At 65.7% G+C, this 25,320-nt stretch carries 19 protein-coding genes and 2 pseudogenes; 4 read left to right on the forward strand and 17 right to left on the reverse strand.

Features of this window, described 5'->3' with window-relative positions; all coding sequences use genetic code 11:
- Positions 1–186: 186 nt before the first annotated feature.
- The 3 genes from ACWDTF_RS19755 to ACWDTF_RS19765 form a co-directional block, all read right to left on the reverse strand.
- Positions 187–807 carry a recombinase family protein gene (locus ACWDTF_RS19755; protein WP_010596700.1) on the reverse strand — a complete coding sequence of 207 codons (621 nt, stop codon included), beginning with the start codon at positions 805–807 and terminating at the stop codon, positions 187–189.
- Between the two features lie 117 nt (positions 808–924).
- Positions 925–1,434: a universal stress protein gene (locus tag ACWDTF_RS19760; RefSeq protein WP_010596699.1), complete on the reverse strand. Its 510-nt coding sequence runs from the start codon at positions 1,432–1,434 to the stop codon at positions 925–927.
- 25 nt (positions 1,435–1,459) lie between these two features.
- Complete coding sequence (locus ACWDTF_RS19765) at positions 1,460–2,995, reverse strand: MFS transporter (RefSeq protein WP_449754924.1); 1,536 nt, start codon at positions 2,993–2,995, stop codon at positions 1,460–1,462.
- A 187-nt stretch (positions 2,996–3,182) separates the two neighbouring features.
- Here ACWDTF_RS19765 and ACWDTF_RS19770 point away from each other — a divergent pair, with 187 nt between their 5' ends.
- Positions 3,183–3,869 carry a TetR/AcrR family transcriptional regulator gene (locus ACWDTF_RS19770; protein WP_008382024.1) on the forward strand — a complete coding sequence of 229 codons (687 nt, stop codon included), beginning with the start codon at positions 3,183–3,185 and terminating at the stop codon, positions 3,867–3,869.
- 47 nt (positions 3,870–3,916) lie between these two features.
- On the opposite strand, the gene ACWDTF_RS19775 is transcribed toward ACWDTF_RS19770, so the two are convergent.
- From ACWDTF_RS19775 to ACWDTF_RS19820, 10 genes and pseudogenes are all read right to left on the reverse strand, one after another.
- On the reverse strand, positions 3,917–4,477 hold the full coding sequence (locus tag ACWDTF_RS19775) for an integrase core domain-containing protein (RefSeq protein WP_003937322.1): 561 nt from the start codon (positions 4,475–4,477) through the stop codon (positions 3,917–3,919).
- A gap of 531 nt (positions 4,478–5,008) precedes the next feature.
- Positions 5,009–6,642, reverse strand: a pseudogene (locus ACWDTF_RS19780) (long-chain fatty acid--CoA ligase).
- Positions 6,643–6,716: 74 nt separating this feature from the next.
- Complete coding sequence (locus ACWDTF_RS19785) at positions 6,717–7,784, reverse strand: BtrH N-terminal domain-containing protein (protein WP_003937320.1); 1,068 nt, start codon at positions 7,782–7,784, stop codon at positions 6,717–6,719.
- 49 nt (positions 7,785–7,833) lie between these two features.
- Complete coding sequence (locus ACWDTF_RS19790) at positions 7,834–8,670, reverse strand: SDR family oxidoreductase (protein WP_003937319.1); 837 nt, start codon at positions 8,668–8,670, stop codon at positions 7,834–7,836.
- Positions 8,667–10,196 carry an aldehyde dehydrogenase family protein gene (locus ACWDTF_RS19795; RefSeq protein WP_003937318.1) on the reverse strand — a complete coding sequence of 510 codons (1,530 nt, stop codon included), beginning with the start codon at positions 10,194–10,196 and terminating at the stop codon, positions 8,667–8,669. The genes ACWDTF_RS19790 and ACWDTF_RS19795 overlap by 4 nt, the downstream gene beginning before the upstream one ends.
- A complete protein-coding gene (locus ACWDTF_RS19800) occupies positions 10,193–10,918 on the reverse strand; it encodes a transglutaminase-like domain-containing protein (protein WP_003937317.1) in 726 nt (241 codons plus the stop codon). The genes ACWDTF_RS19795 and ACWDTF_RS19800 overlap by 4 nt, the downstream gene beginning before the upstream one ends.
- Positions 10,915–12,375 (reverse strand): cytochrome P450, encoded by a 1,461-nt coding sequence (locus tag ACWDTF_RS19805; protein WP_003937316.1) that lies wholly within the window; start codon positions 12,373–12,375, stop codon positions 10,915–10,917. Before ACWDTF_RS19805 ends, ACWDTF_RS19800 begins: the two co-directional genes overlap by 4 nt.
- Positions 12,376–12,446: 71 nt before the next feature.
- On the reverse strand, positions 12,447–13,649 hold the full coding sequence (locus tag ACWDTF_RS19810) for an NAD(P)/FAD-dependent oxidoreductase (protein WP_003937315.1): 1,203 nt from the start codon (positions 13,647–13,649) through the stop codon (positions 12,447–12,449).
- Entirely contained in the window at positions 13,646–15,034 is a 1,389-nt protein-coding gene (locus ACWDTF_RS19815; protein WP_003937314.1) for a cytochrome P450, read from the reverse strand. The genes ACWDTF_RS19810 and ACWDTF_RS19815 overlap by 4 nt, the downstream gene beginning before the upstream one ends.
- Positions 15,035–15,057: 23 nt before the next feature.
- Positions 15,058–15,378, reverse strand: coding sequence for a 2Fe-2S iron-sulfur cluster-binding protein (locus ACWDTF_RS19820; RefSeq protein ID WP_003937313.1), 321 nt, complete (start codon positions 15,376–15,378; stop codon positions 15,058–15,060).
- Between the two features lie 120 nt (positions 15,379–15,498).
- Between ACWDTF_RS19820 and ACWDTF_RS19825 the strand changes: the two genes are divergently transcribed.
- Positions 15,499–16,500: a helix-turn-helix domain-containing protein gene (locus ACWDTF_RS19825; RefSeq protein WP_029540275.1), complete on the forward strand. Its 1,002-nt coding sequence runs from the start codon at positions 15,499–15,501 to the stop codon at positions 16,498–16,500.
- A gap of 104 nt (positions 16,501–16,604) precedes the next feature.
- Here the strand turns inward: ACWDTF_RS19825 and ACWDTF_RS19830 are convergent.
- The 3 genes from ACWDTF_RS19830 to istA all read right to left on the reverse strand — a co-directional run bounded on the left by ACWDTF_RS19830 (position 16,605) and on the right by istA (position 19,892).
- Positions 16,605–17,413 (reverse strand): IS5 family transposase gene (locus ACWDTF_RS19830; RefSeq protein WP_375295872.1). Its coding sequence is split into 2 segments (ribosomal slippage): positions 16,605–17,063 and positions 17,066–17,413, totalling 807 coding nucleotides; the frame shifts between segments, so codons are not numbered across the junction.
- 80 nt (positions 17,414–17,493) lie between these two features.
- On the reverse strand, positions 17,494–18,249 hold the full coding sequence (locus ACWDTF_RS19835) for an ATP-binding protein (protein WP_003937311.1): 756 nt from the start codon (positions 18,247–18,249) through the stop codon (positions 17,494–17,496).
- A complete protein-coding gene (gene istA / locus ACWDTF_RS19840) occupies positions 18,246–19,892 on the reverse strand; it encodes an IS21 family transposase (protein WP_029540274.1) in 1,647 nt (548 codons plus the stop codon). The genes ACWDTF_RS19835 and istA overlap by 4 nt, the downstream gene beginning before the upstream one ends.
- Before the next feature lie 323 nt (positions 19,893–20,215).
- Between istA and ACWDTF_RS19845 the strand changes: the two genes are divergently transcribed.
- Positions 20,216–20,641: a TetR/AcrR family transcriptional regulator C-terminal ligand-binding domain-containing protein gene (locus ACWDTF_RS19845; protein WP_232512637.1), complete on the forward strand. Its 426-nt coding sequence runs from the start codon at positions 20,216–20,218 to the stop codon at positions 20,639–20,641.
- A gap of 68 nt (positions 20,642–20,709) precedes the next feature.
- On the opposite strand, the gene ACWDTF_RS19850 is transcribed toward ACWDTF_RS19845, so the two are convergent.
- Complete coding sequence (locus tag ACWDTF_RS19850; RefSeq protein ID WP_355278113.1) at positions 20,710–23,724, reverse strand: Tn3 family transposase; 3,015 nt, start codon at positions 23,722–23,724, stop codon at positions 20,710–20,712.
- A 233-nt stretch (positions 23,725–23,957) separates the two neighbouring features.
- On the opposite strand from ACWDTF_RS19850, the pseudogene ACWDTF_RS19855 reads away from it, so the two are divergent.
- Positions 23,958–25,289: pseudogene (locus tag ACWDTF_RS19855) on the forward strand (hypothetical protein).
- Positions 25,290–25,320 lie beyond the last annotated feature (31 nt).

Genomic DNA, 25,320 nt, shown 5'->3' on the forward strand with positions numbered 1-25,320 from the left:
TCACTGCGATGCAACCGGCGGATCTCCGCCCACTGTTCCACTGAAATCACCCTCCTAGCTCAGACGGGGGTCAAAATTCACCCGTCGCTAAGGGGGGTTCCGGTAGTAATCGCGCGGAAAACAACACATATGGCTGGACCAGCGACGATGCCGTCGTGATCGGCTCGGGCGGTGCGCTGGTTTGCGTCAGATGCGGGGTGGGGCGGGGCTGCTGATGATGCGGTGGATGGTGGAGCGACCGACGCTGTATTCCTCGGCGAGGTCGGCCAGGCTGGCGTCGTCGCCGGGGTCGTGGTAGCGGCGGTGGATCGTTTTGCGTGCTGCGAGAGGCAGTTTCGGCTGTTTGCCCTTGAGGCGGCCCTTGGCGCGGGCCTTGGCCATGCCTTCACGGGTGCGCAGGTGGCCCAGGTTGGCCTCGAATTCGGCGACCATGGCCAGGGTTTGCAGGAAGAGTTTGCCGAACGGGTCGTTCCAGTCGTAGACGGAGCTGCCGAGCCCGAACAGGACATCGCGCTTGCGCAGGTCGGTGAGGATTTCTCCGGCTTCGGCCATGTTGCGGGCGAATCGGTCGAATTTCGTTGTGGTCAGCACGACCTGCCGCCCGCTGACGGCCGCCGCTGCCGAGGTCACTGCGGCGAGCGCGTTGTCGAGGCCCGTGCGGTTGCGGCGGGTGGTGCCGGAGAACCCGGTGTCGATGAAGATCCGGTCGCGTGGAACGCCGAGAGTGAGGAGTTGGTCGGTTTGGATCTCGACGTCTTGTTCATCGGTGGAGCAACGGCAGTATCCGACGCGGAACGGTTCACCCATACCCGGAATTGTTCCGGATAGCGGGGGTTGAGCGGGACGGTACGCGGAACACCTCTACGGAACACCTGCGAGCTGGGCGGCAGTCCGCGGATCGTGGTGTTCCGGTGGCCGATCGGCTTACGGGACAGTCGTCGAGTGCCGGTCTGCGGGGTTCGGTGGCAGGTGGGGTGGATTGTCGGGCGGGGCGTGGACGATGAGGATGTCGCAGTGGGCGTGGCGGGCGAGTTCGATGGGCAGGGTGGGTAGCCAGCGGGCCAGCAGCGGGTGGCGGTGGGGGTGGCCGGTGACGATGAGGTCGGTGCCGGTGGTGGCGGCCAGGTGCAGCAGGGCGTGCAGGGTGGGTGGGGCCAGGATGTGGGTGGTGATGTCGGTGGCGCCGTGGGCGGTGGCGTGGTGGCGGGCGGTGCGCAGGATCGTGTCGGTGGGGGTGGTGCCGCGGAGTTGGTAGGCGTCGGGTCCGAGCCGGTCGAGGTCGGGGCCGAGGGTGTGGGCGTCGATGTCGTGGCGGGCGCACAGGATGAGCAGGCGGGCGTGGCTGGCGCGGGCGAGTTCGGCGGCGTGGTCGATCACCCGGTAGGAGCGGTCGGAGCCGTCGGTGTCGACGAGGATGGTGTGGTAGGCCGTCATGACGACCTCCCTTTCACGGTGAGTATCAGCTGTGGGGGTCCTGCAGTGTGGATGCCGGTTCGCGCACCGTGGTCGTGGTCGTGGTCGTGGTGGGGGTGGGCCGGGGTGTGCGTCCGGGGGCGAGGATGGCCAGCGCGAGTGCTCCGGCCGCGGTGATGGCCGCCAGCGCGAGCGCGGCCTGGGTGCTGCCGTGTACGAACGCGGTCTTGGCGAATTCGGCCAGTGGCTGGGCGGCGGGTCCGGCGCGGTCGGCGACCTGCAGGGCGGCGGCGAGGGAGTCGGCGACCGGGCCGCGAGCGGGTTCGGGCAGCTGGGGCAGGGCGGGTTGGATGTGGTGGGTGTATCCGGCGGCGAGCACGCTGCCGGATACGGCGATTCCGATGGCCGCGCCGATCTCGCGGGCGGCGTCGTTGACGGCGGCGGCGACACCGTGTTTGGCCACGGGGGTGTCGGCGACGATGGCGTAGGTGGCCGGGGCGGTGCACAATCCCAGCCCGGCGCTCAGGATCAGCAACGGCCACAACAGGTCTGGGTAGTCGGCGGCCAGGGTCAACCGGCTCACCAGGAAGAGTCCGGTCGCGATGGCGAGCAGCCCGGTGACGGTCATCGCCCGCAGCCCGACCCGGCTCGACAGCCACGGCGCGATCACCGAGATCGCCACCAGCGGCACCGCCATCGGCACCAGGCCCAGCGCCGAACCGAGCGGCCCGTACCCGAGGATCAATTGCAGGTATTGCACCAGCAGCAGGAACACCCCGAAGGTGACCAGGAACTGGATGGTCACCGACAGTGACCCGGCCCCGAACCCCCGCCGGGCGAACAACCGCACATCCAGCAGCGGCGCGGCGACCCGCAACTCCATGATCACGAACACCACCGCCGCGGCGACACCGAGCGCGAGGGTGGGGGTCACGAGCGGGTCGAGCCAGCCGCGCGCGGGGATCTCGACGCAGGCGAACACGATCGCCGCGATCGCGATCGCCACCGCCACCGCGCCCACCCAGTCCACCGGCGGGTGTTCCCGCTCGCGGGATTCGGCGATGGTGCACGCCAGCGCGGCCAGCACCACCCCGGCCACGGTCAGTCCCACGAACACCGATTCCCACGACCACCGCGCCAGCAGCAGTCCCGAGCCGAGGATCCCGAGCACCGCACCGGACCCGGCGACCCCAGCCCACACCCCGACCGCGCGCCCGCGATGCGCTTCGGGCAGCCCCGCGGTCAGGATCGACAGGGTCGAGGGCATCACCAGTGCCGCGCCCGCGCCCGCCGCCGCGCGGGCCGCGATCAGCCACACCGGCCCCGACATGAGCAGCGGCAGCGCCGAGGCCACGGAGAACACCGCCAGGCCCGCGATCAGCACGACGCGGCGCCCGTAGCGGTCACCCACCGCGCCGGCGGGCAGGACCAGGCACGCCAGGATCAGGGTGTAGCCGTCGACGATCCAGGTCAGCTGCGATTGGGTCGCCCCGGTCGCGACCGCGATCAGCGGCAACGCCGAATACAGTGCAGCCATCGCCGCGACGACCAGCGCCACCGCCAGGCACGACACCGTCAGCATCCACCATTCGGCCCGCGCCAGCACACTGTGACCGTCAGTCGTTTCCGGTGCGTTCACCGGCACCTCCCACCCGACGAAACCATCGGTATCGCTTCGCTACCATGAGTATCACAGGCGAGAGTGGTTGCGATAGAGTCGAAATCGGACACATTCACCGCCGCCCGTTTCCTTGGAGGTCTTCCCGACCATGACCACCCGCGACCAGGCCGACACCCGCACCGGACCCGCCGCGCCCCACTCCGCCACCGGCGAGCAGGACGCGGATCTCGATCAGGCCGATCCGCGGTTGGCGCGCTCGCGGGCACGGTTGCTCGACGCGGCCACCCATCTGCTGGCCACCGGCGGTATCGACGCGGTCACCATCGACGCGGTCACCCGCACCTCGAAAGTCGCGCGCACCACCCTCTACCGGCACTTCGGCAGCAGCACCCACCTGCTCGCGGCCACCTTCGAACGCCTACTCCCACGCGTGGACACCCCACCCGACGACGGGCCCGTGCGCGAGCAGTTGATCGCGTTGCTCACCGCCCAAGCCGACCTGATCGAGAACGCTCCCCTCCAGCTGACCACCCTGTCCTGGCTGGCCATGGGATCCATTACCCCCGACCCCGGCGCACCCCCTGACTCGGGCGCGGTCACCTCCCTGCGCGCCCAGGTCATCCGCCGCTACCGCGAACCGTTCGACCACATCCTCACCAGCCCTGAGGCCCGCGCCCACCTCGGCGACCTCGACACCACCTTCGTCATCATCCAGCTGCTGGGCCCGATCGTCTTCGCTCGCCTCACCGGGCTGCACAGCATCGACCACCACGACTGCGCACGCCTGGTCGACGATTTCCTCACCGCCCACCACAACCACAACACCCGCAAGTAAAACCGACAAAAGCCCGCACGTACGGAGGTCGGGTCAACGGCTCTGGCTCAATTCGGGTGTGAGGGATACCAGAGCCGTTGATCGAACACTCCTGGACGAGGCCGCTGCTGCGTCGTCGTGTCCCGTGTCAAGTAGTTGGCAGGTTTTCGGTCTCGGGGAAAGTTGGGGATCCGAGGGCCGACCAGGCCAGGGTGGATCTGGATCGGCCGGTTCCAAGCGATGGCTTCGTGCGGCCGGACGGTGTTGTGCTCGACCCGGTAGGCGTCAGCGTGCTTCACCACGGCCAAGACGTCATCGATCTCCTCGAGGAACAGTCGCTCGTACTTCAGCGACCCGAAACCGCGTTCGCGCGAGCCGTTCTGGCCCGGCGACCTGACTCGGGTACCGACGTGGCGCAGTTCGGGGTGTGCGGTGACGAACGCCTCGAAGCGGAACGACCGGAACGGGCCGCCGTTGTAGGTCACGATCGTCGCCGCGGGCTCGAGACCACGGCCGGGCTCGCGTGGGCACGTTTCGGCCAGCGGGTGGTCGTACGACTGCTCGTAGTCGGCCAAAGCGCGCTCGATCGCGGTGATCGCGTTCGTGCTGGTTCGCCGTCGGCGACACATGCCAGGGATGCTCGTATTTGCTCCAGTAGTCCCGGCAATCCGCGATACGCCACGTCCCGCCAGCGGTGGTCTCGAACTCACTGAAGTCCAAACGCTACACCTGATTCGGGCCGGTGGGCTCGGCGGCGAACGCAGCCTTGCGGCTGGCGGCAGCAGACCCTCGTCTCGCAGGCACCGCAGCACGGTCGCCTGCGACACCGGGTGCCCGTCGCAACGGCACATCGCCCACACCTTGCGATGGTCGAACCGGACCGCCGCCAGCACTGCAGGAGGGAATTTTCGCAGGTACCAGCAGGAAGTATCCAGGGCCGCCAAGTGGCCGTGATCGCGCGGCAGTCGAGGTTTGGCCTGCGAGGTTCTCGGCTGACTCAGCGTGGGGTATGTCGCACCACCCGGTCTGCGTTCGCGGCGTGACTGAAGAGAGGCGTGACCACTAAGGCCGGGCAAGGTACTCGAAGTCGGACTGTCCGCCGCGGATCCTAACCCCACGATGTGAGCAGGGACCCGTGCTCGATGATCTAGAGAGGATTCCTAGATTTCGACGACGGCAAGCTCTCCTTCGGCATGCAGGGAGCGCAGGCGCTTCTTGTCGAACTTGCCGACCGAGGTCTTGGGCACCTCGGAGACGAAGCACCAACGCTCGGGCAGCCACCATTTGGCGACCTTGCCAACGAGGAAGTCACGCAGATGGGCAGGTGTGGGCTCGCGCCCGTCACGTACGACGATCACCGCGAGGGGACGTTCCTGCCACTTCTCGTCCGGCACCCCGATCACAGATGCCTCGAGCACATCGGGGTGTCCGGCGAGCAGCAGTTCGAGCTCGACCGAGGAGATCCACTCCCCGCCAGACTTGATCACGTCCTTTGTGCGGTCGGTCAGCGTGACGAAACTGCGTTCATCGATCCGACCGACGTCGCCGGTGCGCAACCAACCGTCCTGAAACTTCTCCCCGTCATCCTCTTCGCCGATGTACGAGCCGGTGATCCAAGGTCCGCGCACCTGCAGCTCGCCGACGGCTTCGCCGTCGTGCGGGAGCTCATTGCCCGCGTCGCCGACGATCCTCAATTCCACACCTGGAACCGGACGGCCTTGAGTGGCTCGCAGGCGCCACCGCTCCTGCGTGTCGAGCGATGCCGGCGGACGCGCGACGGTGGCCAGCGGCGAGGTCTCGGTCATTCCCCACGCCTGGACAACCTGTACGCCGTACTTCTCCTCGAAGATCTCCATCAGGTGAACGGGCACGGCGGAGCCACCGCAGGCAACCAGGCCGAGAGAGGAGATGTCGTAGCTGGGGTTGGCCTCCACGAAGTTCAGCACGTCGTTCCAGATCGTCGGGACCGCGCCTGCGACGGTTGGCTTCTGGGCATCGATGAGCCGTACCAGCGGCTCGGCCTGCAGGAACCGGTCAGGCATGAGAAGGTCGGCACCTGCCATGAGGGCGGCATAGACCAGTCCCCAGGCGTTGGCATGGAACATCGGCACAATAGCGAGGATCCGGTCATCGCAGCCGACTCGCAGTCCGTCGGCGGCGCAGGCCGCCATCGAATGCAGGTAGGTCGACCGGTGGCTGTAGGCGACGCCTTTGGGGGTCCCGGTGGTACCGGAGGTGTAACACATGGCGGCTGCTGACTGCTCATCGAGGTCAGGCCAGTCGAACGTCTCGGGCTGAGCGGAGATGAACTCCTCGTAACCCACGACTGTGAGCCCGTCACGGTGCAGCGGGGTGAGGTCCACCCCCCCCCGGTCACGACGACGGTGTGCACACTGGTGATGTGCGGCAGCACGGGGGCCAGCAGCGGGACCAGGCTTCCGTCGAGAATCACGACCCGGTCCTCGGCGTGGTTGCCTATGTAGACGAGTTGATCTGAGGCGAGGCGTAGATTGAGAGTGTGCAGTACCGCGCCCATCGAGGGCACCGCACAGTAGGCTTCCACATGTTCCTGGTTGTTCCACATAAAGGTTGCGACGCGCTCATCGCCTGTGATCCCGCAACCGCGCAACGCGTTGGCCAACTGGGCGGACCGCCGTCCGATCTCGGCGAACGAGGCGACCTTCACGCTCCCGTCGGGCTGCAAGGTCCGCACGGTTGCCGAGCCATGCACACTCGAGCCGTGGCGCAGAATCGCCGCAGTTGTCAACGGGACGTTCATCATCGTGCTCTGCATAGCATTCCTTGTTGAGAGAGTTGCCTTCGAACACAGCGATCCGGAGACCGAGCGTCCGGGGAAAAGTGGGGCTGTCAGCGATCTGCAGCCATAAGCGAGCTTGAAGCAGACTCCAGGGACTCGACCAGGTCCAACTCCAGCTCTGGCAGCCGGCTAGCCGCCAAAGACATCCCGGCCGCGCGCGCTCGCACATCAACGTCGCGCCGGATACCGGCACGTGCAGTCTCGGTCCATGCCTGCGCACAACGGCTGGCGGAGACGGCGAGTTGAGCGGTGGCGAAGTCGCCGGTCAGGCGTGCGACATCCGCGCAGCCATCGGCGAGCAATCGGCGGAACAGCCCGCCGCCGGTACCTGCCTTCTCGATAAAAGCGCTCAGGCTGAACAGGAGGATCTCGAGGTCGTCTATCGGAAGATCGGCCCAGGTCCGAACGTCGGCCGCCAGCTGTACGACCGCAGCTAGGCCCTCGGCCCCGGCCGCCGCTGTCGTGAGATCGACGATCCCGGGCTGCGACGGGCGGCGCATACTGGCCGCGGACTGGCGAAATGCCTCTGCCGCTACTTCCGCCACGTCTGGCAGCGCGTCCGGCCAGATGATGCGGTAGGTGCAGTGGCGCGTCGGTTCCGGGAAAGACTTCGAGGACCGCGCCCGAGCCAGCGCATCGAGCGGGACCTCCTGCACCTCGGCGCGGTCATTGTCCACGACAAAAGCGATCCCCTCGGCCTCGTCGTGACCGATCACGACGATATCGTGGCGACTCATCCGCAACTGGACCCGCAGGTACGGCAACTCACCGATGTCGCCCCACACCAGACTGGGTCTGCCTGCTTCGATCTCGTCGAGAACCCATGACCATCCCTCGCGAGGATCGTCGGTCGTGAGAACGTGGACCTGTCCGCCGAGTCGGCGGGGTAGATCGACTTCGAAGTCGGCACCTCGTCCCACCAGGTACAGCGGTGGGACGAGGTCGCTCGACCGGAGGTAGGATAGCCCCACCGCGCCACCGAGCGCGAACACCAGACCTTCGTCGGGCGGTCCATCCCACCCCAGACCATGCCAGTGCAGAAGATCGCGCATCGCGCCAGAGCCGCAATGCCCCGCCATCCGATGCGGGTAGTCCTTGATCAGGGTTCTGCGGGGCATAGGAGTTCCTCTTCGGTGGATCGGCGCACGACGGGGTTCGAAGACTGGATCAGTTGCTCCGGATTCTGTCCAGGTAGGCCTGGCGTATCCTCATGTCGACGTCGTCGAGGAACACCGAGTCCGTGCCCAGGGCCGATCCGAGCCAGGTAGCCAACCGACCGGGGACGAACTTCATCGCGGCGACCATGCCGCCGGCGAGGCGGGTGACACGCACGAAAGAACGCGGATTCTCGATCAGATCGGCTGTCGCTCGAGCGATCTCCTCGGGCTCGGCGTTGCGCAGTCCTTTGGCCCCAGCCGTCCCAGCGACGAGCTCGGTGTTGGTGAACGTAGGCCGGACCGTGGACAGCTGGACCCCGGACTTGCGGTATTCCTGTCGTGCTGCCTCAGTGAACCCGATGACCGCGAACTTGGTGCCGCAATAGGTCGCCAGACCGGGTACGGCGAGCTCACCGGCCAGTGATGCGGTGTTGATGATGTGCCCGGCACGCCGCGGCAGCATCCGTTGGAGGGCGAGTTTGGTCCCGAAGATGACTCCCAGGACGTTGATCTCGACCTGCCGCCGGGTCACCGCGTCGGCTTCCTCGTGGGCGTGCCCGGTGGGCATGATGCCCGCGTTGTTGATCAGCACGTCGAGGGGGCCGAGGCCCCCCTCGACCAGGTCGAGAAATTCGCGGAACGAGTCGGGATCGGTGACATCGAGGCGGGTGACGACCTTCACCCCGAGCTCGACGGCGGCCTCTTTGGCACGTGCCTCGTCGACGTCGCCGATGGCGACGCGGTGGCCTCGTCGGATCAGCTCCTTCGCGGTCTGGTAGCCGATGCCGCGGGCTCCGCCGGTGATCGCCACAGTCTTGGCGGCAGTGTGGGGGATGTGCGTCGTCACTTGCTGTTCTCCTTGTTCAGGCCGAGGCGTTGCCACAGGCCGCGGCCGGCTGCCGCGCGCAATACTCTTTCGGCGATGGCCGCACGCCGGGAGGTGTACGGGTACCACGTGAGTTCTCGTGCCGGGACAGGAATCCGCGGCTCGGTCACCGCCTGGACCCGGCAGTACTTGTGCAGCCCGTAGGCACCGCCGAGCCGCGCACCGATACCCGATGCCTTCCATCCACTGTGCGGCAGTGTGGTGGCGAAGAGGTTGCTGAAGACGTCGTTGATGTTGACCGCACCCGCGTCCAGGCGTTTCGCAATGCGCTGTGCCCGAGCGTGGTCGCGGGTCCACACCGTCGCAGACAGGCCGTACGCCGAGTCGTTGGCCAGACGGATGGCCTCGTCTTCATCCGCGACCAGCATCACCGGGATCGTGGGGCCGAAGGTCTCCTCGGTCATGCAAGCCATCGTGTGGTCGACACCGACCAGGACGGTCGGAGCGTAGTAGTTCCCGACCGCACTCCGGGTTCCGCCGGCCAGGACCCGCGCACCCGCCGCCACCGCCTGGCTGACGTGGCGATCGGCGATCTCGACCTGCCTCGCAGTGACCATCGCACCCACGTCGTCACCTGTCGCCGCACCCTGGGCCAGGGAGCGCACCCTCTGCGTCAGCCGGGCCACGAACTCGTCGTAGATCTCAGCTACCACGTATACCCGCTCGACGGAGATGCAGACCTGCCCTGCGTTGAACAGACCGCCCCACGCGATCCCCTCCACCGCACGAGCAAGGTCGGCGTCCTCCAGCACTATCGCCGGATCCTTACCGCCCAGCTCCAGGCTCACCGGCTTCAGGTGCTCGGCGCAGCGGATCGCGACCGCACGCCCGGTGGCTGTCGAGCCGGTGAACTGCACGAAGTCAGCGGCGTCCACCACCGACGCACCCGCTTCGCCGGCACCCACAACATGGGCCAAGACCGGAGGGGCGCCGATCTCGTGCCAGCCCTCGACGACCCGCGCACACGTCAGTGGCGTCTCCTCCGAGGACTTCGCCAGGACCGCGCATCCGGCAGCCAACGCGGGCGCTGCATCCATGAGGAAGAGGGTGATCGGGAAGTTCCAGGGCGTGATGAGCCCGACAACCGGATATGGGTGGTAGGTCTTGGACAGCCGCTTCGGCAGACTCAACAGACTCGAGGACCTGACCTGCTCGCCAGCGAGAAACCTCTCGGCGTTGTCAGCGTAGTAGGTGATGAATTCGCACGACGCGGTCGTCTCCACGAGGGCATCTGGGCGCACCTTGCCCGTTTCGGCTTGCAGCAGATCGGTGAGCTCGTCGGTGTGAGCCAGGATCCAGTCCCGCCAGCGATGCAACCATCTGGCGCGTTGCCGCGGGCCAGCCTCGACCCACCCGACCTGGGCGCAGCGGAGGTCAGCCGCGACACCGTTCACGGTCTCGCGATCATCCACAGGGACGGTTGCGATCAGCCGGCCATCGGCTGGGTTGCACACGTCCAAGGCGTCCGCTGCGGTCGCCGTGCTCATCGGTCCTCCAGGGGTGAGTGGAACCCACCGGAGATCCCGTCGGGCTGGGTGCGGCTGGTGGGTGTGTCGGTGAAAGCGTCAGCGATCACGTCAGCGCGCTTGAACATCAACGGTCCATAGGTATGCCGAAGCTCGGTCAGGATCGCGTTCAAAGGCAGATCGTCGAAGATGCCGCGCTCGCGGACGTACTCCATATGCTGGGCTCCGTCGGCGGTGAAGGCGTGCAGGAGTGCGTCGCGATCACCGTCGAAATCCACCGGCGGCACACCGAAACGCGCACACAACTCGGTGTTGAACGCAGGCGTCGCCTTCAACCACCGGCCGTCGATGTAGAGACGGCTGTAGCCGTGATAGACGAACAGGTCTGTGCCGCCCATGAGCGCTCGCAGCGCTTCGGTCTGCAGGTGATTGCGGACGTCAGCGAAACCCAGCAGCGCCGGAATCCCTGCCGCTCGGCACACCGCGGTCAAGAGCACCGCCTTCGGGACGCAATAGGCGCGCCCGGACTCGAGGACGAAGCTGGCTCGATAGTGGGCGGGATTGTCCGACACCGTGTAGGGGTCGTACCAGATCTGGTCACGGACGGCGGTGAAGAGGCGATTGGCCTTGTCCCGGTCGGTGCTCGCATCCCCAACCGCGGCGGCGGTGAATGCCCGGACGGACTCGTGCTCGATGTCGAGGAAGTCGGTCGCCCCCAAGAACGCCACCGGTGCCGGATTCATCTGCGCTCCAGGGTGATCGGCAACCCGTCGACAGGAATGGGGAGCGAGGTGTTGTCCCATCTCACTTCATACTGGTCGGGGACCGACCAGGTGTAAGTGCGCAGCATGTGGTGCAGGATCGCCTTGACCTCGAGGGTGCCGAAGTGCAGACCAATGCACTTGTGCACTCCTCCGCCGAAGGGGATCCACCCGAAACGGTGATTCTGGTCCTCATGGCGCGGCTCGCTGAAACGGTCGGGGTCGAAGGTGTCGGGCTCGGTCCAGCACGACTCGTCGAAGTGGTTCACCGCAGGAGCCACGGCCACCAGGGTGTCCGCCGGGATGTGGCGTCCGGCAATCTCCACGTTCTCGATCGTCTTGCGCATCACGATCGGCACGGGCGCCACGAGGCGCAGCGTCTCCTTGATCACCAGGTCGAGAGTCGCCATCGAGTCCAGGTCGTCGATGTCGGGGCGGCGTTCACCGAGTCGGTCGGACTCGGCCCGAGCCCGTTCCTGCCAGGCTGGGTGCTTGGCGAGGAAGTAGGCGGCAGCGGTGGTGGTGATGGTCGAGGTATCGTGGGCCGCCATCATCAAGAAGATCATGTGGTTGACGACGTCCTCATCAGTGAACGCCTCACCGTCGGCCGTGCGCGCATGGCACAGCCCCGCAAAGAGGTCGTCTCCCTGGGCACTTCGAGCCGTCGGCAGATGCCGGGTGAAGTAGTCCTCCAGGAGCGTGCGCCCATGGACTCCGGCGCGCCACCGAGTCCCCGGCAGCGGGAAACGGATGATCGAGCTGGCTGCGCGCACGGTGGCCACGAAGGCGTCGTTGATGGCGTCAGTGTCCTCGCTCCCTCCCCGACCTGCCATGAAGACCTCCGTTGCGACGTCGAGAGTCAGGGCCTTCAACAGTGGGTAGATGCGCGTGGACCGGCCCGCTGTCCACCTGCGGATGCTGGTCTCCAGCGTCGGGCCGAGCTGGTCGACGTAGCCGGCGAGCCGGTCGCGGGTGAACGCCTCCTGCATGATCCGCCGATGCATCCTGTGCTCGTCGAAGCTCATCAGCATCAGGCCCCGGTGAAAGAAAGCATCGATGAGATAGGTCCACCCGTCCTGGGAGAACGACTTCGCCTTGGTCGTCAGCGCCTCCTGTGTGGCATCCGCGCCCGCCACCATCACGATTCTCGTGCCGAAGGCGCCCATCCACCAGACCGGTCCGAAGCGTTGGTACCTGGCCCGGGTGAAGTTGGAGCCGAACCTGATGTAGTCCAGGGTGTGACCGAGCAGAGGCATGCCCGCGGTCCCTCGGACGGGCTCGAGCCCCGACCCCGCCGGGGGCGGGGCGAGCTCACGAACAGGCCACTGGTCGCTGACCCCTAGCAGGGTCGCGTCGGCCCGACTCGGCAATGGTGCCAGGAATACCGACGAGAGCCGCTCACGACCCTTCGCCAGCGGGAGCTGGATGATGTTCGTCACTGACGTTCCTTTCCGAAATGTGGGCCCGTACTCGCTGTTGTCGTACCATCGCCGCCAAGGGACCGATCACCTCAGACAGAGCCTGCGAGCACCAGTTCGGTCCGGCCAATGGGGAGTCGCTGCGTGATGACCCGCTTGCTGAACATGAAGTGACGGGGCCGGTTGATGCAGTCGGCGGCGATGAGCTCGCCCGCACGCAGGTAGAAGCAGGTGAAGTCGCGGTCCCGGGTCGGGTCGCCGCTGAGGACGACTTCGTCGTACCCGGTGTTGAGACCGGCGATCTGGAGCTTGAGATCGTATTGATCCGACCAGAACCATGGAAGCGCCGCGATCATCTTGGACTTGCCGCAGACGGTCGCGGCCGCCACCTTGGCCTGCTCACCCGCACTCGGCACGGACTCCAGGCGTATGCGACGGCCGTAACGGGCCATGTCATGGCTGGCGCAGTCCCCAGCCGCCACGATGTCGGGGTCGCTGGTCCGGGTCTGGTCGTCGATCACGACGCCGTTGTCGACGACCAGACCCGCGGCGGCGGCGAGCTCGGTGTTCGGCTCAACGCCGATACCGACAATGACGAGGTCGGTGGGAATTGATTCGCCACTGGACAGGAACACCTCGCGGACCCTGCCGTCACCTGATAGAGCTTCGACCAGCGCGCCCGTCCGGATGTTCACGCCCTCCTCCCGGTGGATCCGGTCGAAGAACGCCGATACAGCGGGGGCGGTGACCCGTTCGAGGACGCGCTCGGTCGCCTCGAGTACAGTGACCTCCAGACCGAGCGCACGCAATGAGGCGGCCGTCTCCAGTCCGATGTAGCCGCCGCCGATGATCACAGCCCGACACCCGGGGCTGGTGGCCTCTCGGATCATCTCGACGTCCGCAGCGGTGCGTAGGTAGTAGACGCCGACCAGGTCGGCCCCCGGGATGGAAAGCCGTCGAGGGCGGGCCCCAGTGCACAGCGCGAGCTTGTCGTAGGGCAGCGCGTCGCCGGTGCTCAACACGAGATGACCAGCCGAGCGGTCGATCGCCTCCACCTTCGCATTCAGGAGTTGGATCCCCTGCTCGGTGTAGAATTTGGCGCTGCGGATCGCGAGTTCGTCGAGCGTGCTCTTCCCCGCCAGGTAACCCTTCGACAGCGGCGGGCGTTGATAGGGCAGCGCCGACTCCTCGCCGATGAGGACGATCTCACCGGTCCACCCTTCCTGGCGCAGACTGGCCGCGAGTTGGGCCCCGGCATGGCCGGCCCCGACGATGAGGGCCCGCTGCGAGGTCATGCGCTGGATTTCGGGGTGAGGCGGACCATCATCTTGCTGATGCCCCTCACGAAATTGGACTGCACGTACTCTGGCTCGCCGACGACCTCGATATTGTCGAAACGGGGAAGCAACTCCTCCCACAGGATCCGCAGCTGGAGCTCGGCCAGCCGGTTGCCCATACAACGATGGACGCCGAAGCCGAAGGAGATGTGGTTGCGGGCGTTGGCCCGGTCGATGATGAACTCATCGGGCCGTTCGAACACGCGCTCGTCGCGGTTGCCCGAGGCGTACCACATCACTACTTTGTCGCCCTTGCGGATGAACTGCCCGTTCAGAATGGTGTCGGCCTTGGCGACCCGGCGCATATAAGCCAGCGGGGTTTGCCACCGGATGATCTCCGAGCCCATGTTGGGGATCAGGTCGGGGTTTGCCTTCAGCTTCTCGAACTGATCGGGGAAGCGGTTCAGCGCAAGAACACCGCCGCTCATCGAGTTGCGGGTCGTGTCGTTGCCTCCGACGATCAGCAGCACGAGGTTGCCCAAGAATTCCATCGGGCGGTCGATCAGGTCCTTGGTGTTCTCGTTGCTCTGCAACATGGTGATCAGATCGAAGCCGGGTTCCTCCCCGGCAGCCATCCGCGCTGCCTTGTCGTGCCAGAGAGCGCTGAGACCTCGCGCCATGTCGCGCATGCCGGGGAACACCTCGTCGTTGTCCGAGGGCCCGCCGTTGGCTTGCTCCAGCGACGTCGCGAGATCTGACCAGTAGACGAGCTTGCGACGCTGCTCGTACGGGAAGTCCAGAAGGGTGGCAAGCATCCGAGCGGTCAACTCGATCGAGACGTTCTGCACCCAGTCGAACGGCTGATCCACGGGCAGGTCGTCCAGCACCTCCTGCACACGCGATCGAATCAGCCCCTCCATCTCACGCAGGTTCTTCGGCGCAACAACGCCTTGGACAGCGGCCCGCTGCGCGTCGTGGCGTGGCGGATCCATCGCGATGAACATCGCGATATCAAGGAAACGAGGCGGGGCCCCGATGACAATGAACGGCTCGGCGGAGAAGAGCTCGTGGTTCTTGTCCACGGCCACGATGTCGGCATGCCGCGTGACAGACCAGAACGGACCGAACGCACTGTTGGGCTGGTAGTGGACCGGCGCCTCGTTGCGCAAGCGCTCGAAGTAGGACTGCCAGCGCCCCTGGCGATAGAGAAAAGGGTTGCTGAGGTCGATGTCGGCGAGCTCGACGTCCTCGACCGGCGGGATAGGACTCTCGACGAAGAGCTTCTCTCCGTTCGTCCCGGTCACCCATCGCCGGGTCTTGTCATACAGATGCGCGCCCTGGATCTGCAGATCCATCGGGATGGTCGACTGAACCTTGGCGGTGATTGCTTCAGGAATCTTCATCAGGTCTTAACCGTTTCTCGCCGTCACATCTGGAATTCGGGTAGTTCGACGATCAAGCCGTCCCACGCCGCCGACGCCGCCATCTGGCAGGACAGCCGGGAGGTCGGCTGGCGCTCGGGGTTCATCGCGAGCATCTCCTCCTCCTCGGGACCCGAGAGGCCGACCTGCTCGGACCATTGCGGATCGACGATCACATGACAGGTACCGCACGCGGCTTCGCCTCCGCAGTCGCCGTCGATGCCGGGCACCGCGTTGTTGGTCGCGACCTGCATCAGCGACTGCCCTTCCTCGATGGGCGCCTCGTGCTTCTGGCCATCGTGGGAGACAAAGGTGACAACTGCCATAGCCAACTCCTGGATACGTCGTCCTCAATGTGAACTTGGTCAAAGTGTTGTCGAAGACGAGCGCGGCGGCTATGTTCGGCAGAGTCAGAAACTTGTGAATTCGGCTCAAAGGGGACCAGGGTGAACCTCAACGACGAGGGTGTGCCTCCACTCATGTTCGCGCAATTGCTCGAGAGCCAAGCACTCGACTCAGACGCTGTCGCGCGGCTTCGCAACATCATGGCTCGCGAAGGAATCGACGAGACGACGTTGATCCAGCGGAACATCCAGGCCCCGATACGGTGGTTTCGCGAGGTGTACCCCGCACTCGATGTCGACCAGGCAACTACGCTCGGCTTCGCGTTCGCCGAGCAGGCTCAGTTGACGTCCTTTGGCCCGTTGAGCTTTCCTCTGGTCAGTGCAGGTTCGGTAGCCGAGATCGTCGAGCTGCTCACCTATCTGCCTTTGATCTCGACGGCCCTCAGCCCACAGTTCCACCCAAGAGACGAGGGGCTTACTGTGGGGCTCAGCGCACATACAGGCGATCCGGCCCTGAACTGCCTGGTCGTCGCGTACAGCGGGTCGGCGCTCCTGCGCCTGCTTGACATGCTCGCTGGCGATGTGCCGACCGTCACCCTCCATCTGAGCTGGTCGGCGCCGAACTTTCTGGCCAATCATGAGGACGCCCTAGCTGGGCGCCTGTACTTCGACGCTCCGACGTCATTCCTTCGTGTCCCCGCGGATACCCTCAACGAGGTATGTAGGTTCTCCGATCCCGTCGCCTATCGCCTCGCCATCGTTGATCTGCAGCAAACCCTCGAACAGCGAAGCAGAACCACGTCTTTCTCGGAGAAGGTGCGACGGCTCCTGGAGGAGGATCCCGGCAAACGAAGTAACGACTGGGTCGCACACGAGCTCTCGATATCCCGTAGCACACTCAAGCGGCGCCTGTCCGAGGAGGGGACCACCTTTCGCGAGTTGCGCGAATCATTCCTGCGTGATCGTGCGATGCTGCGGCTGCTCGACCGATCGATGTCGGTGAGTGAGATCGCTGCGGATCTCGGATACAGCGACCTCGCCAACTTCTCTCACGCCTTCAAGCGGTGGACTGGTCGCTCTCCACGCGAATTTCGGCACGAATAACCTACCCGTCCCGCCGCTGGTATAAAAAAGGCTGCGCGAAGTGGTGGACTTCGGATCAGCCTCGAACATGCACAGTGATCAGCGAGTCATATTGAGAGCATGTCTCATGTGGAGAGCTTCTTGAAGCAGGTGAGCGCCGCGGCGAGTTGCAGGAAGCCGGTGAAGTGCTCGGCGTGGCGTTCGTAGCGGATTGTGAGCCTGCGGTAGCCGGTGAGCCAGGCGAGGGTGCGTTCGATCTTCCATCGGTGCCGGCCGAGGCGGTCGTTGCGTTCGATGCCGCGACGAGCGATCCGCGGGACGATCCGGCGCTCCCGCAACCAGCAACGGTGAGCGGCGGAGTCGTAACCTTTGTCGGCGCGCAGGCGACCCGGTTTGCGTCGTCGCGGCCCACGACGGGACCTGACCGCGGGAATGGCCTCGACCAGCGGCCGCAGCATGGTGCTGTCGTGGGTGTTCGCTGCAGAGACGCCGACAACCAGCGGAATTCCCTCGGCCTCGGACAGGACGTGGATCTTCGATCCTTTCTTGCCGCGATCGACCGGGCTGGGCCCGGTCAAAGATCCCCCCTTTTCGCCCGGACACTCGCGGCGTCCAGGATCGCTGCCGACCAGTCCAGCTCACCCGAGCCGCCGAGTCGATCGAGCACCTCGCGGTGCAGTTTCTCGAACACCCCCGCGCGTACCCAGGCCGTGAAGCGGCGATGCGCGGTCGGGACGCTGACCCCGAACGACGGCGGCAGGTGCCGCCAGGCGCAGCCGCTGGTCAATACGAACACGATTGCGGTGAACACCGCCCGGTCGTCGACCGGCGCACTGCCACCACCCTGCGGTCGGGGGGCGAAGGCCGGAATCAGCGGTTCGGCGATCTCCCACAACGCATCCGGCACCAACCGGATAGACAACTCGTCAACCACGAACTACATCATGCATCACAACCCACTTCATCCACGTGAGACACGCTCTGAATACTAGCTTGCCCGACCGCGGCGCCCAACTATCGGCTGTCCGCCAGATGTCGGCGCATGTTCGGCCCGTCCAGGGCGATGATCTCGGCGCCGGCGACGATCCGGTTGAGGATCGATTCGGCGATGACCGCGTCCTGGAGCGACTTGTACCAGTCCGGCGGATCGAACTGCGAGGTCACCAGAGTCGAACCTCGACCTTCACGAGCGGCCAGGATGTTGAGCAACTCGGCCGCGGTGTGCGCAGCCACCGGCGTCGTCAGGAAGTCATCCAGGACCAGCAGGTCACAGTTGTGCAGATCCGTCAGGAAATCCAACCGCCGCTGCGAGGTCGGTTCCAACACGGCGAGCCGGTTGGCCAGATCGTCGAGCCGGAAGAACCTCGCGCTGTAGTACTTTCGGCACGCGGCATTGAGCAGTGCCAGAGCCACATAGGTCTTGCCCACGCTGGACTGACCGAGCACGACAAGATTGCGGGTCGACTCGATCCATTGACAGCTGGAAAGCCGTGCGATTAGCTCCCGATTGAGGTTGCGGTCAGCCAGATAACGGATCTCTTCTACGCAGGCATCAGGGTTTGGCGTTCTGGAGGCCTTGAGTAGTTTCTGGGTCCGACGTTCCTGTCTGGCCGTGATCTCCTTATCCAGCGCGTGGAAGATCTTCTGGGAGAAGGTCCACTCGTCGCAGGCGGGATCGTTGGCCAGCTCGATGACGGTCTGCCCGAACGCGGTCATACGCAGCTGCGTGAACAACGGCATGTCCGCGTCGGTGAGGTGACGATCGATCACTTGGCCCCTCCCTCATCCGTCAAGTCGGCTCCGGTGGCTCCGGTCAAGGCAGAAAGGCTGAACTGCTCGGGCCCGGCCAGATGCGCCCCGGTGGTGTCGCGCTGTCCCGCCGGTGGCGCTACCGACGCAGCAGTCGCTGGTTCCGCCGCGGTGGTCGGTCGTGCGGCGGCCTGGGCCCGCAGCGCCGCCAGGCGTTGCTTGACCGCGGTGTAGGAGATCGCCCGTCGGGTCTGTTCGGAGACAAGTTGCCCGCAAGCCCGCTCGAGGAGTTGTTTGTCGCTCTTCCCCAGGGCGAGGATGTTCTGGCACGAGCGGTAGCCCTGGGCCTCGATGCGTTGCCGGTCGAGCAGGTCGCTGATCGCGGCCACGGTGCACGGACCGACCTTGTGGGCCTGGCGCACGAAGTACGCCCGGGACCACAGATCCGAGGATTGCAGATGCTGGGCGGGCACGTGCTCGGGGTCGGTGACGTACGAGTGCCGGCGCCCGGAGACGGCATGGGAGGCGATGACTTCTCCGTCGCACATGATTGCGAGTGTTTCGCCGGTGATCTTCACATCGACGAGCTGACCGGCGAAGGTGTGGGGCACCGAATACTTCACCGTCGCGATCTCGACGTGGTAATCCCTGTTGACCTTGGATTTCCTCCAGGTCACCGGCTGCCACCGTGCGTCGGGCAGCGCCAGCAGTTGTGGCTGCTCGTGCTCGGCGAACAACTCCCGCCGGCTGATCTTCTGTCCGCGGAACGGGATGCGGTCATTGATCTGATCGACCTGGACGTTGATGGCCTCGCCCAGGTCGTCCAGGCTGGCGAACCGGCGGTCGGCGAGTCGGCCGATCACCCAGTTCGTCACGATCTTGACCCCGGACTCGACGTGCCCCTTGTCGCGGGGCCGCACCGCTCTGGTGGGCACCGCGGCGGTGCGGTGGTACTCGAGGAAGTCCCGGTAGGCGTGGTTGACCTCGCGGGCCCTGTCCCCGCGTGTGATCTGGTTCGACGCGGTCGAGGTGTTATCGGGCACGACCACTTGCGTGACGCCGCCGAAGTACTCGAATGCCTGCACGTGGGCATCGAGCCAGTTCGCTGCCTTCTCGTCCAGGCATCCGCAGGCGAAGACCATGCCCGAGTACGGCAGCGATGCCACGAACACCGACACCCGGGTCCTGCTGCCGGTGACCGGGTCGAAGATCGCCATCGTGGTGCCGGCCCAGTCGACCTGCATCGTGTGCCCGGGTACGTGCGCGATCCGCATCGTCAGATCGTTGACCTCGACGTACTCACCGATGATCTGGCAGAACCGCTGGTAGCTGTAGTGCCGCTGCCCCGGCGCCCCTTCGGTTTCCAGGTAGTTGGCCCACAGCACCCGCAGTGGGAGCTTCTTCTTGCCTGAGCGCTTCTTCACCGCGGCGGCGACATCGAACATCACGAAATCGATTGAGGCGTTCTTTCGCCCATCGGTGAACAAGGCGTCGATCTCCTCGGCGGTCAACGCCTCGATCTGGTCCTCGGTGGTCAGCTCCCGTTCACCGCAGATCTTCTTCGCTTTGGCGATCGTGCGGTGCGAGCATCCTGCGATCGCTTCGATCTCCCGGTACGACCTGCCTTGCAGCAACTGTGACATCACCAATCGGTAATCAGTCACCCGTGCCTCCTGTTTCGGGTTCACGCGCAGCCGAATTGCCACGCGTGAACCCGAGACGAGCACATCGCCTCGGCTACCGCTACCGGATGCTCATACTCGCGCTACCCGATCGTCAGAACCGTGCTACTCGAAACGCGTTCCTAACACACGGCCGTGTTCCAGCGACGGCTGGATCCTCCGTATCCTCGCCCTGCAAGGCGCGGACCTGGGCAACCGCATGTTCAGCATCGACCTCGCCGAAGAAGCCCGGGACGGGCGCGGTCACCCGCACCTCGAAAGTCGCGCGCACCACCCTCTACCGGCACTTCGGCAGCAGCACCCACCTGCTCGCGGCCACCTTCGAACGCCTACTCCCACGCGTGGACACCCCACCCGACGACGGGCCCGTGCGCGAGCAGTTGATCGCGTTGCTCACCGCCCAAGCCGACCTGATCGAGAACGCTCCCCTCCAGCTGACCACCCTGTCCTGGCTGGCCATGGGATCCATTACCCCCGACCCCGGCGCACCCCCTGACTCGGGCGCGGTCACCTCCCTGCGCGCCCAGGTCATCCGCCGCTACCGCGAACCGTTCGACCACATCCTCACCAGCCCTGAGGCCCGCGCCCACCTCGGCGACCTCGACACCAGCTTCGCCATCATCCAACTCCTGGGCCCGATCGTCTTCGCCCGCCTGACCGGGCTGTACAGCATCGATCACGACGACTGCGCGCGCCTGGTCGACGACTTCCTCACCGCCCACCGCGGGTAGTCGGCAAAAGCCCTGCCACGCTGCCCGATCGCCTCGTCTGCGCACCCCGGCGCGCGGTCGGTTCGGATTCAGAACAGGGTGTCGCGGACCCGCAACGGCCGGTAGCCGGTGGGTCCGAGCTGAGCCAACTCGGCGTCGATGTCGACCTCGATCGCGCCGAAGAAGTTGATGTTGGCGCTGTGCGCGGGCGAGATGTGGGCCAAGACCTCCTCGTCGATGCGCCGCCCAGCCCGGCGCATCTGCTCGACCGCCAGCCCGTAATACTCGGTGGTCCAGGTGATGAGGGCGTTGGTGACCAGGGTCAGACACCATGCCTGCTCGGTCTGGGCTTCCAAGTGACGGGCGCGGAAGGCTCCTTCGTGGGCATAGAGGAGGCCACGTTTGAGGGCGTGGATGGATTCGCCCTTGTTGAGCTGGCGCGAGATCTTGCGCCGGTAGTCAGGGTCGGTCAGATACCGGCAGGCATAGATGGTGCGGCGCATCGCCCCGTACTCTTTCAATGCTGCGGCGAGGGCGTTCTGTCTTCCCGACGCCGAGAGCTTGCCGACCAGCAGCGAGGCGGTGGCGTGCCCGAACTTCAGCGATCCGGCCAGCCGCAGCAGGTCGTCGTAATGCTCGGCGATCAGGTCCAGGTTCAACTTCCGTGTCAGCAGAGCGCCGGCGTGCGGGAACAGGGTGTCGGCCTCGGCGCGCGGCACCGGCCGGTACAGGGTGATCTTGCCCAGATCCCGGATACGCGGGGACAGCTGCATCCCCAGCAGATCGAACAGCGCGAAGTTCACCAGGGTGACCCCGTGAGTATCGGTCGCATGCTCGGTGACTGGCAGATCCGTTGCGTTGCCGAGGATTTCGTCCAGGACGTAGTGGGCTTCGCGGCGGGTGGTAACGATGACCTTGGTGCCGTAGGTGGTGTGCTGATCGGTGACGTGGGTATAGGTCGACAGGCCCTCCTCGGCGAAGAAGTGATTCACCGCACGGGCGGTGACCGATTTGCCGCGCGTCGGGAACCTCTGCCCGTCCGATGACGAGAGTGTGCCGGTGCCGAACACCGTGGTCAGTGGCAGTCTCTGGTGGTAGCCGATGATCGCCAGGTTCGCCGCGCGCAGCGTCTCCTCCCGCACATACCACTCCGCGGTCCAGGACAGAATGTCGTAGGAGATCCCCGACGCCGCAGCCATATTGGTGAGACCGAGGTTCGTCGAGTACGCCAGCAGCACCGCGATCAGATTGCGTTTCAACTCCGGGCTCCGCGTCTGCTTGCCGCCCGCGTGGGTGAAACAATCCAGGTAGCCGGTGCGCTTGTCCATCTCGATCAGCACCGACACGATCGGCGCGAACGGCAGCATCTCGGTCAGCTCGGCCTTCAACTCGATGGCCTCGGTCGGAATGTCCTCGGCGCTCAGCGGGGAGATCACCAGATCACCGGTCTCGTCCAAGCGCACCGGCCCGTCACCGGCGGCGAGCATCTGCTCCAGCTCACCGACCGCCGTCAACCACTCGTCGGTGAGCGCGGCCAACGCGGCGGCCGGGTCGGCGGGTTTGTCGACCAGGCGGCAGAATTCGGCTCGCTGCGGCTCCCATTGGGTCGGGGTGAGCAGGTAGGCGGCCGGGTCGGCGTAGCGGCGTGATCCGGGCACGAACACGTCCCCGGTACGCAGCCCGTCCCGCAACCCGAGCAGCACGCACAGCTCCCAAAAGTGACGATAGGCAACGGTATTGCCGGTCTTGCGGGCCTCCTCGAGATAACCGCGCCACTTGGTCGGCACGAACCCCGCCGGTGCGTCGTCGAACACCTTGCGGCGACCGGTCGCGTTGAGTTCGCGCAGCATGTCCACCGCGATCAGCAACTCCGTCGCCGCCGTACCACCGGAGAACCGGACCGCCGACAACACCGCCGGAGTGAACTTCCTCAGATACGAATACGAACTATCGAGAGCGGCCAGATGCCCGTGATCACGCGGCAACCGCGGCTGGGCCTGCGCAATCGCCGCACGCAACCGCTCCAACCCGATGCTTCCGCCCCGGATCAACCCGCCCACATCCTCATCAGGGATCTGCGGGTCGATGAGGATGGATAGGAGGTCATCCAGCAGCGCTTGCCGGTCCTCCCCGGTCTTCGCCCGGTCGGCCAGTTGCTCGCGCATCCGGTTCTCCGCGGCACTGAACTTCCCCGACAGCGCCTGATCGAACAACGCCACCACCTCATCGAGCACATCAGCGGCCGACTGCGCCAGCACCGTCAACAAGATCGGATACCGGCGCTGCGGATCGCGACGCTCCAACGCCTGCCCGGTCAGACGGCGGCCCAGCATGGCCAGGAACCGGCGACGCTCAGTCGGCAACACCGACAGATCAAGAGTGTCCGCGCCCAAACCGCGCACGAACTCCAGCTTCTCGACCTCGTTGCGCACAGCGGCTGTCGACGCCTCCACCGGAGGCGTCGACAGCCACCGCAACCGAGACATCCGGATCGAGACATCGGTGACCAGCAAGCCGTCCAACTCCTCGCAGCGTTGCGGCGTCAGCTCATGCGCCAACCGGTCGTAGGTCTCTCGTTGGGCCTGCTCACGCGCGTGCACGACGCGGCGGACCACGGTGTCGGGGCTGGGCCGGATCACCCGCGCCGAGATCAGATACTCACACCCCAACCGAAACAGCAGGGTCGGGGAATCGTGCTCCATCGCCCGCGCCAACAGGAACTCGTCGAGTTCTTTCAACTCCATCGCACCCGCGCTCTGCCAGCTCAGATACTGGGCCACCAGGTGCAGATGCGCGGTGCGGGTCTGCGCCCGGCGGCCGTACGAACGGATCTGCGACGCATCGACTTTCAGCTGATCCGCCAACCGTGCCACCACCACCGGCGGCGCGGCGGCGACCTTGTCCGGCACGAACCCCAGCCACGGCAGCGTGCACAACGCCACCGCCAGACCGAGCTGATCCTCCGGACCACGCCCCCGCCCCGGCGCGACGAACGCGATATCGGCCGACGTCAGCGTGAAGAACCGGAACAGCTCCTCGCGGCTGACTTCTGGAAACTCCCGCAGACGCGCCAACTCCTCAGCCGCGAATACCTGCGTCGCCATGAAACCCGACCTCCAGCACACCGACCAACCTCATCGGCAGCCAAGCCAAGCACCTACCGCACCCGCCCGCAGCCCGAACCGATCACAACACCATCGCCGCTGGTCCAGCCATATGTGTTGTTTTCCGCGCGATTACTACCGGAACCCCTAAGGGGTCAGTTTTCAGGCGTCGTTAACAGCCGCGCGTGCATTGGCCCGGCGAAAGGCTTTGCAACAGCTGCTTTTACGTCGCGATGCGTACCTTCGGAATCTGCCCGATCTGCGGCCACGACGGTGTGCTGCCCGCCCGGGCACGGGCCGATGATCCTCGCCCCTGCTGCCTCGAATGCGGTGGGATCAACCCCTCGGGCTACCGATGCCTCACATGTACGCACGAAGGCGAAATCTATCGCCGCGGACGCTGCGCCCGGTGTGCGCTGCGCGAGAACCTCGAACAGCTTGCTCCCCCACCTCGAGGCGCCACCCGCAAGCAACTACGCAGCACGTTGATCGATGCCCTCACCACCGCGGAACGACCCGAGAGCATCATGACTTGGATGCGCAGCGAAGACGTCCGCGCACTGCTGGCCGGGTTGATGACGGGGTCGATTCCGTGCAGTCATGACGCGCTCGACGCTCTTGAGCCCTCCAAGACAGTCGAGCACCTCCGCTCCATCCTTGAGCAGCACGGCCTGCTTGAGCGCCGTGACCATTATCTGGCACTGTTCGAAAAGTGGCTGGCCGCCAAAGAAGCCGCGGCTGATACTCCGGAAACGTGGGCGATCACCCACCGCTTCGCCACCCGGCATCACCTGCGACGCATCCGCGCCAACTCCACACCCGGGCAATCCAGTGAGGGCGCGGTCCGCAACGCGAAACAGGAGATCACCGAGGTCATCAAGTTCCTCAACTGGCTCCACGGCATGCACGGACGCACCGCAGAGACGGCCACCCAGCACGATATCGACCAGTACCTGCACTCCGGGCCGACCACCCGACACCTCATACGAACCTTCTTCGTGTGGTGCCGCGCTATGCAGATCAACACCACCGTCACGATCGAGCACCGTTACGCCAAGACCACGCCCTCGTTGACCGATGACCAACGCCTGCAATGGATTCAGACGTTGATGCGTGGAGATGTCACCAGCCTGCACCAACGTGTGGCCGGCCTGCTAATGCTCCTTTACGCCCAAACCGATCGGCCGGATCGTTACCCTACAGATCGGCGACCTGGAACTGACACCCACCGAGTTGCGGATTCGCCTCGGCACCGATCCCACACCCGTTCCCGCGCCATTCGCCGTGTTGATTTACGAACTCCTCGAACATCGCCCCAACCTGCAGACCGCCGGCGCCGACACCATGTATCTGTTCCCCGGCTACCGACCCGGCCGCCACCTGCATCCGCAGACCGTCATGCACACCCTTCGCCGCCTCGGGATCAACGTGCGCGGCAGTCGAAACAGCGCCCTGGACAACCTCGTCGCGCTCGCGCCAGCGCCTATCGTCGCTGACTGCTCGGCTACAGTCATCAGGTGACCGCGCGCCATGCAGCACTGGCCGCAGCCACCTACGCCCGCTAGGCCCATTCGATCGCCACCACCATCGCCACCC

Source organism: Gordonia sp. NPDC003422, from assembly GCF_053588675.1.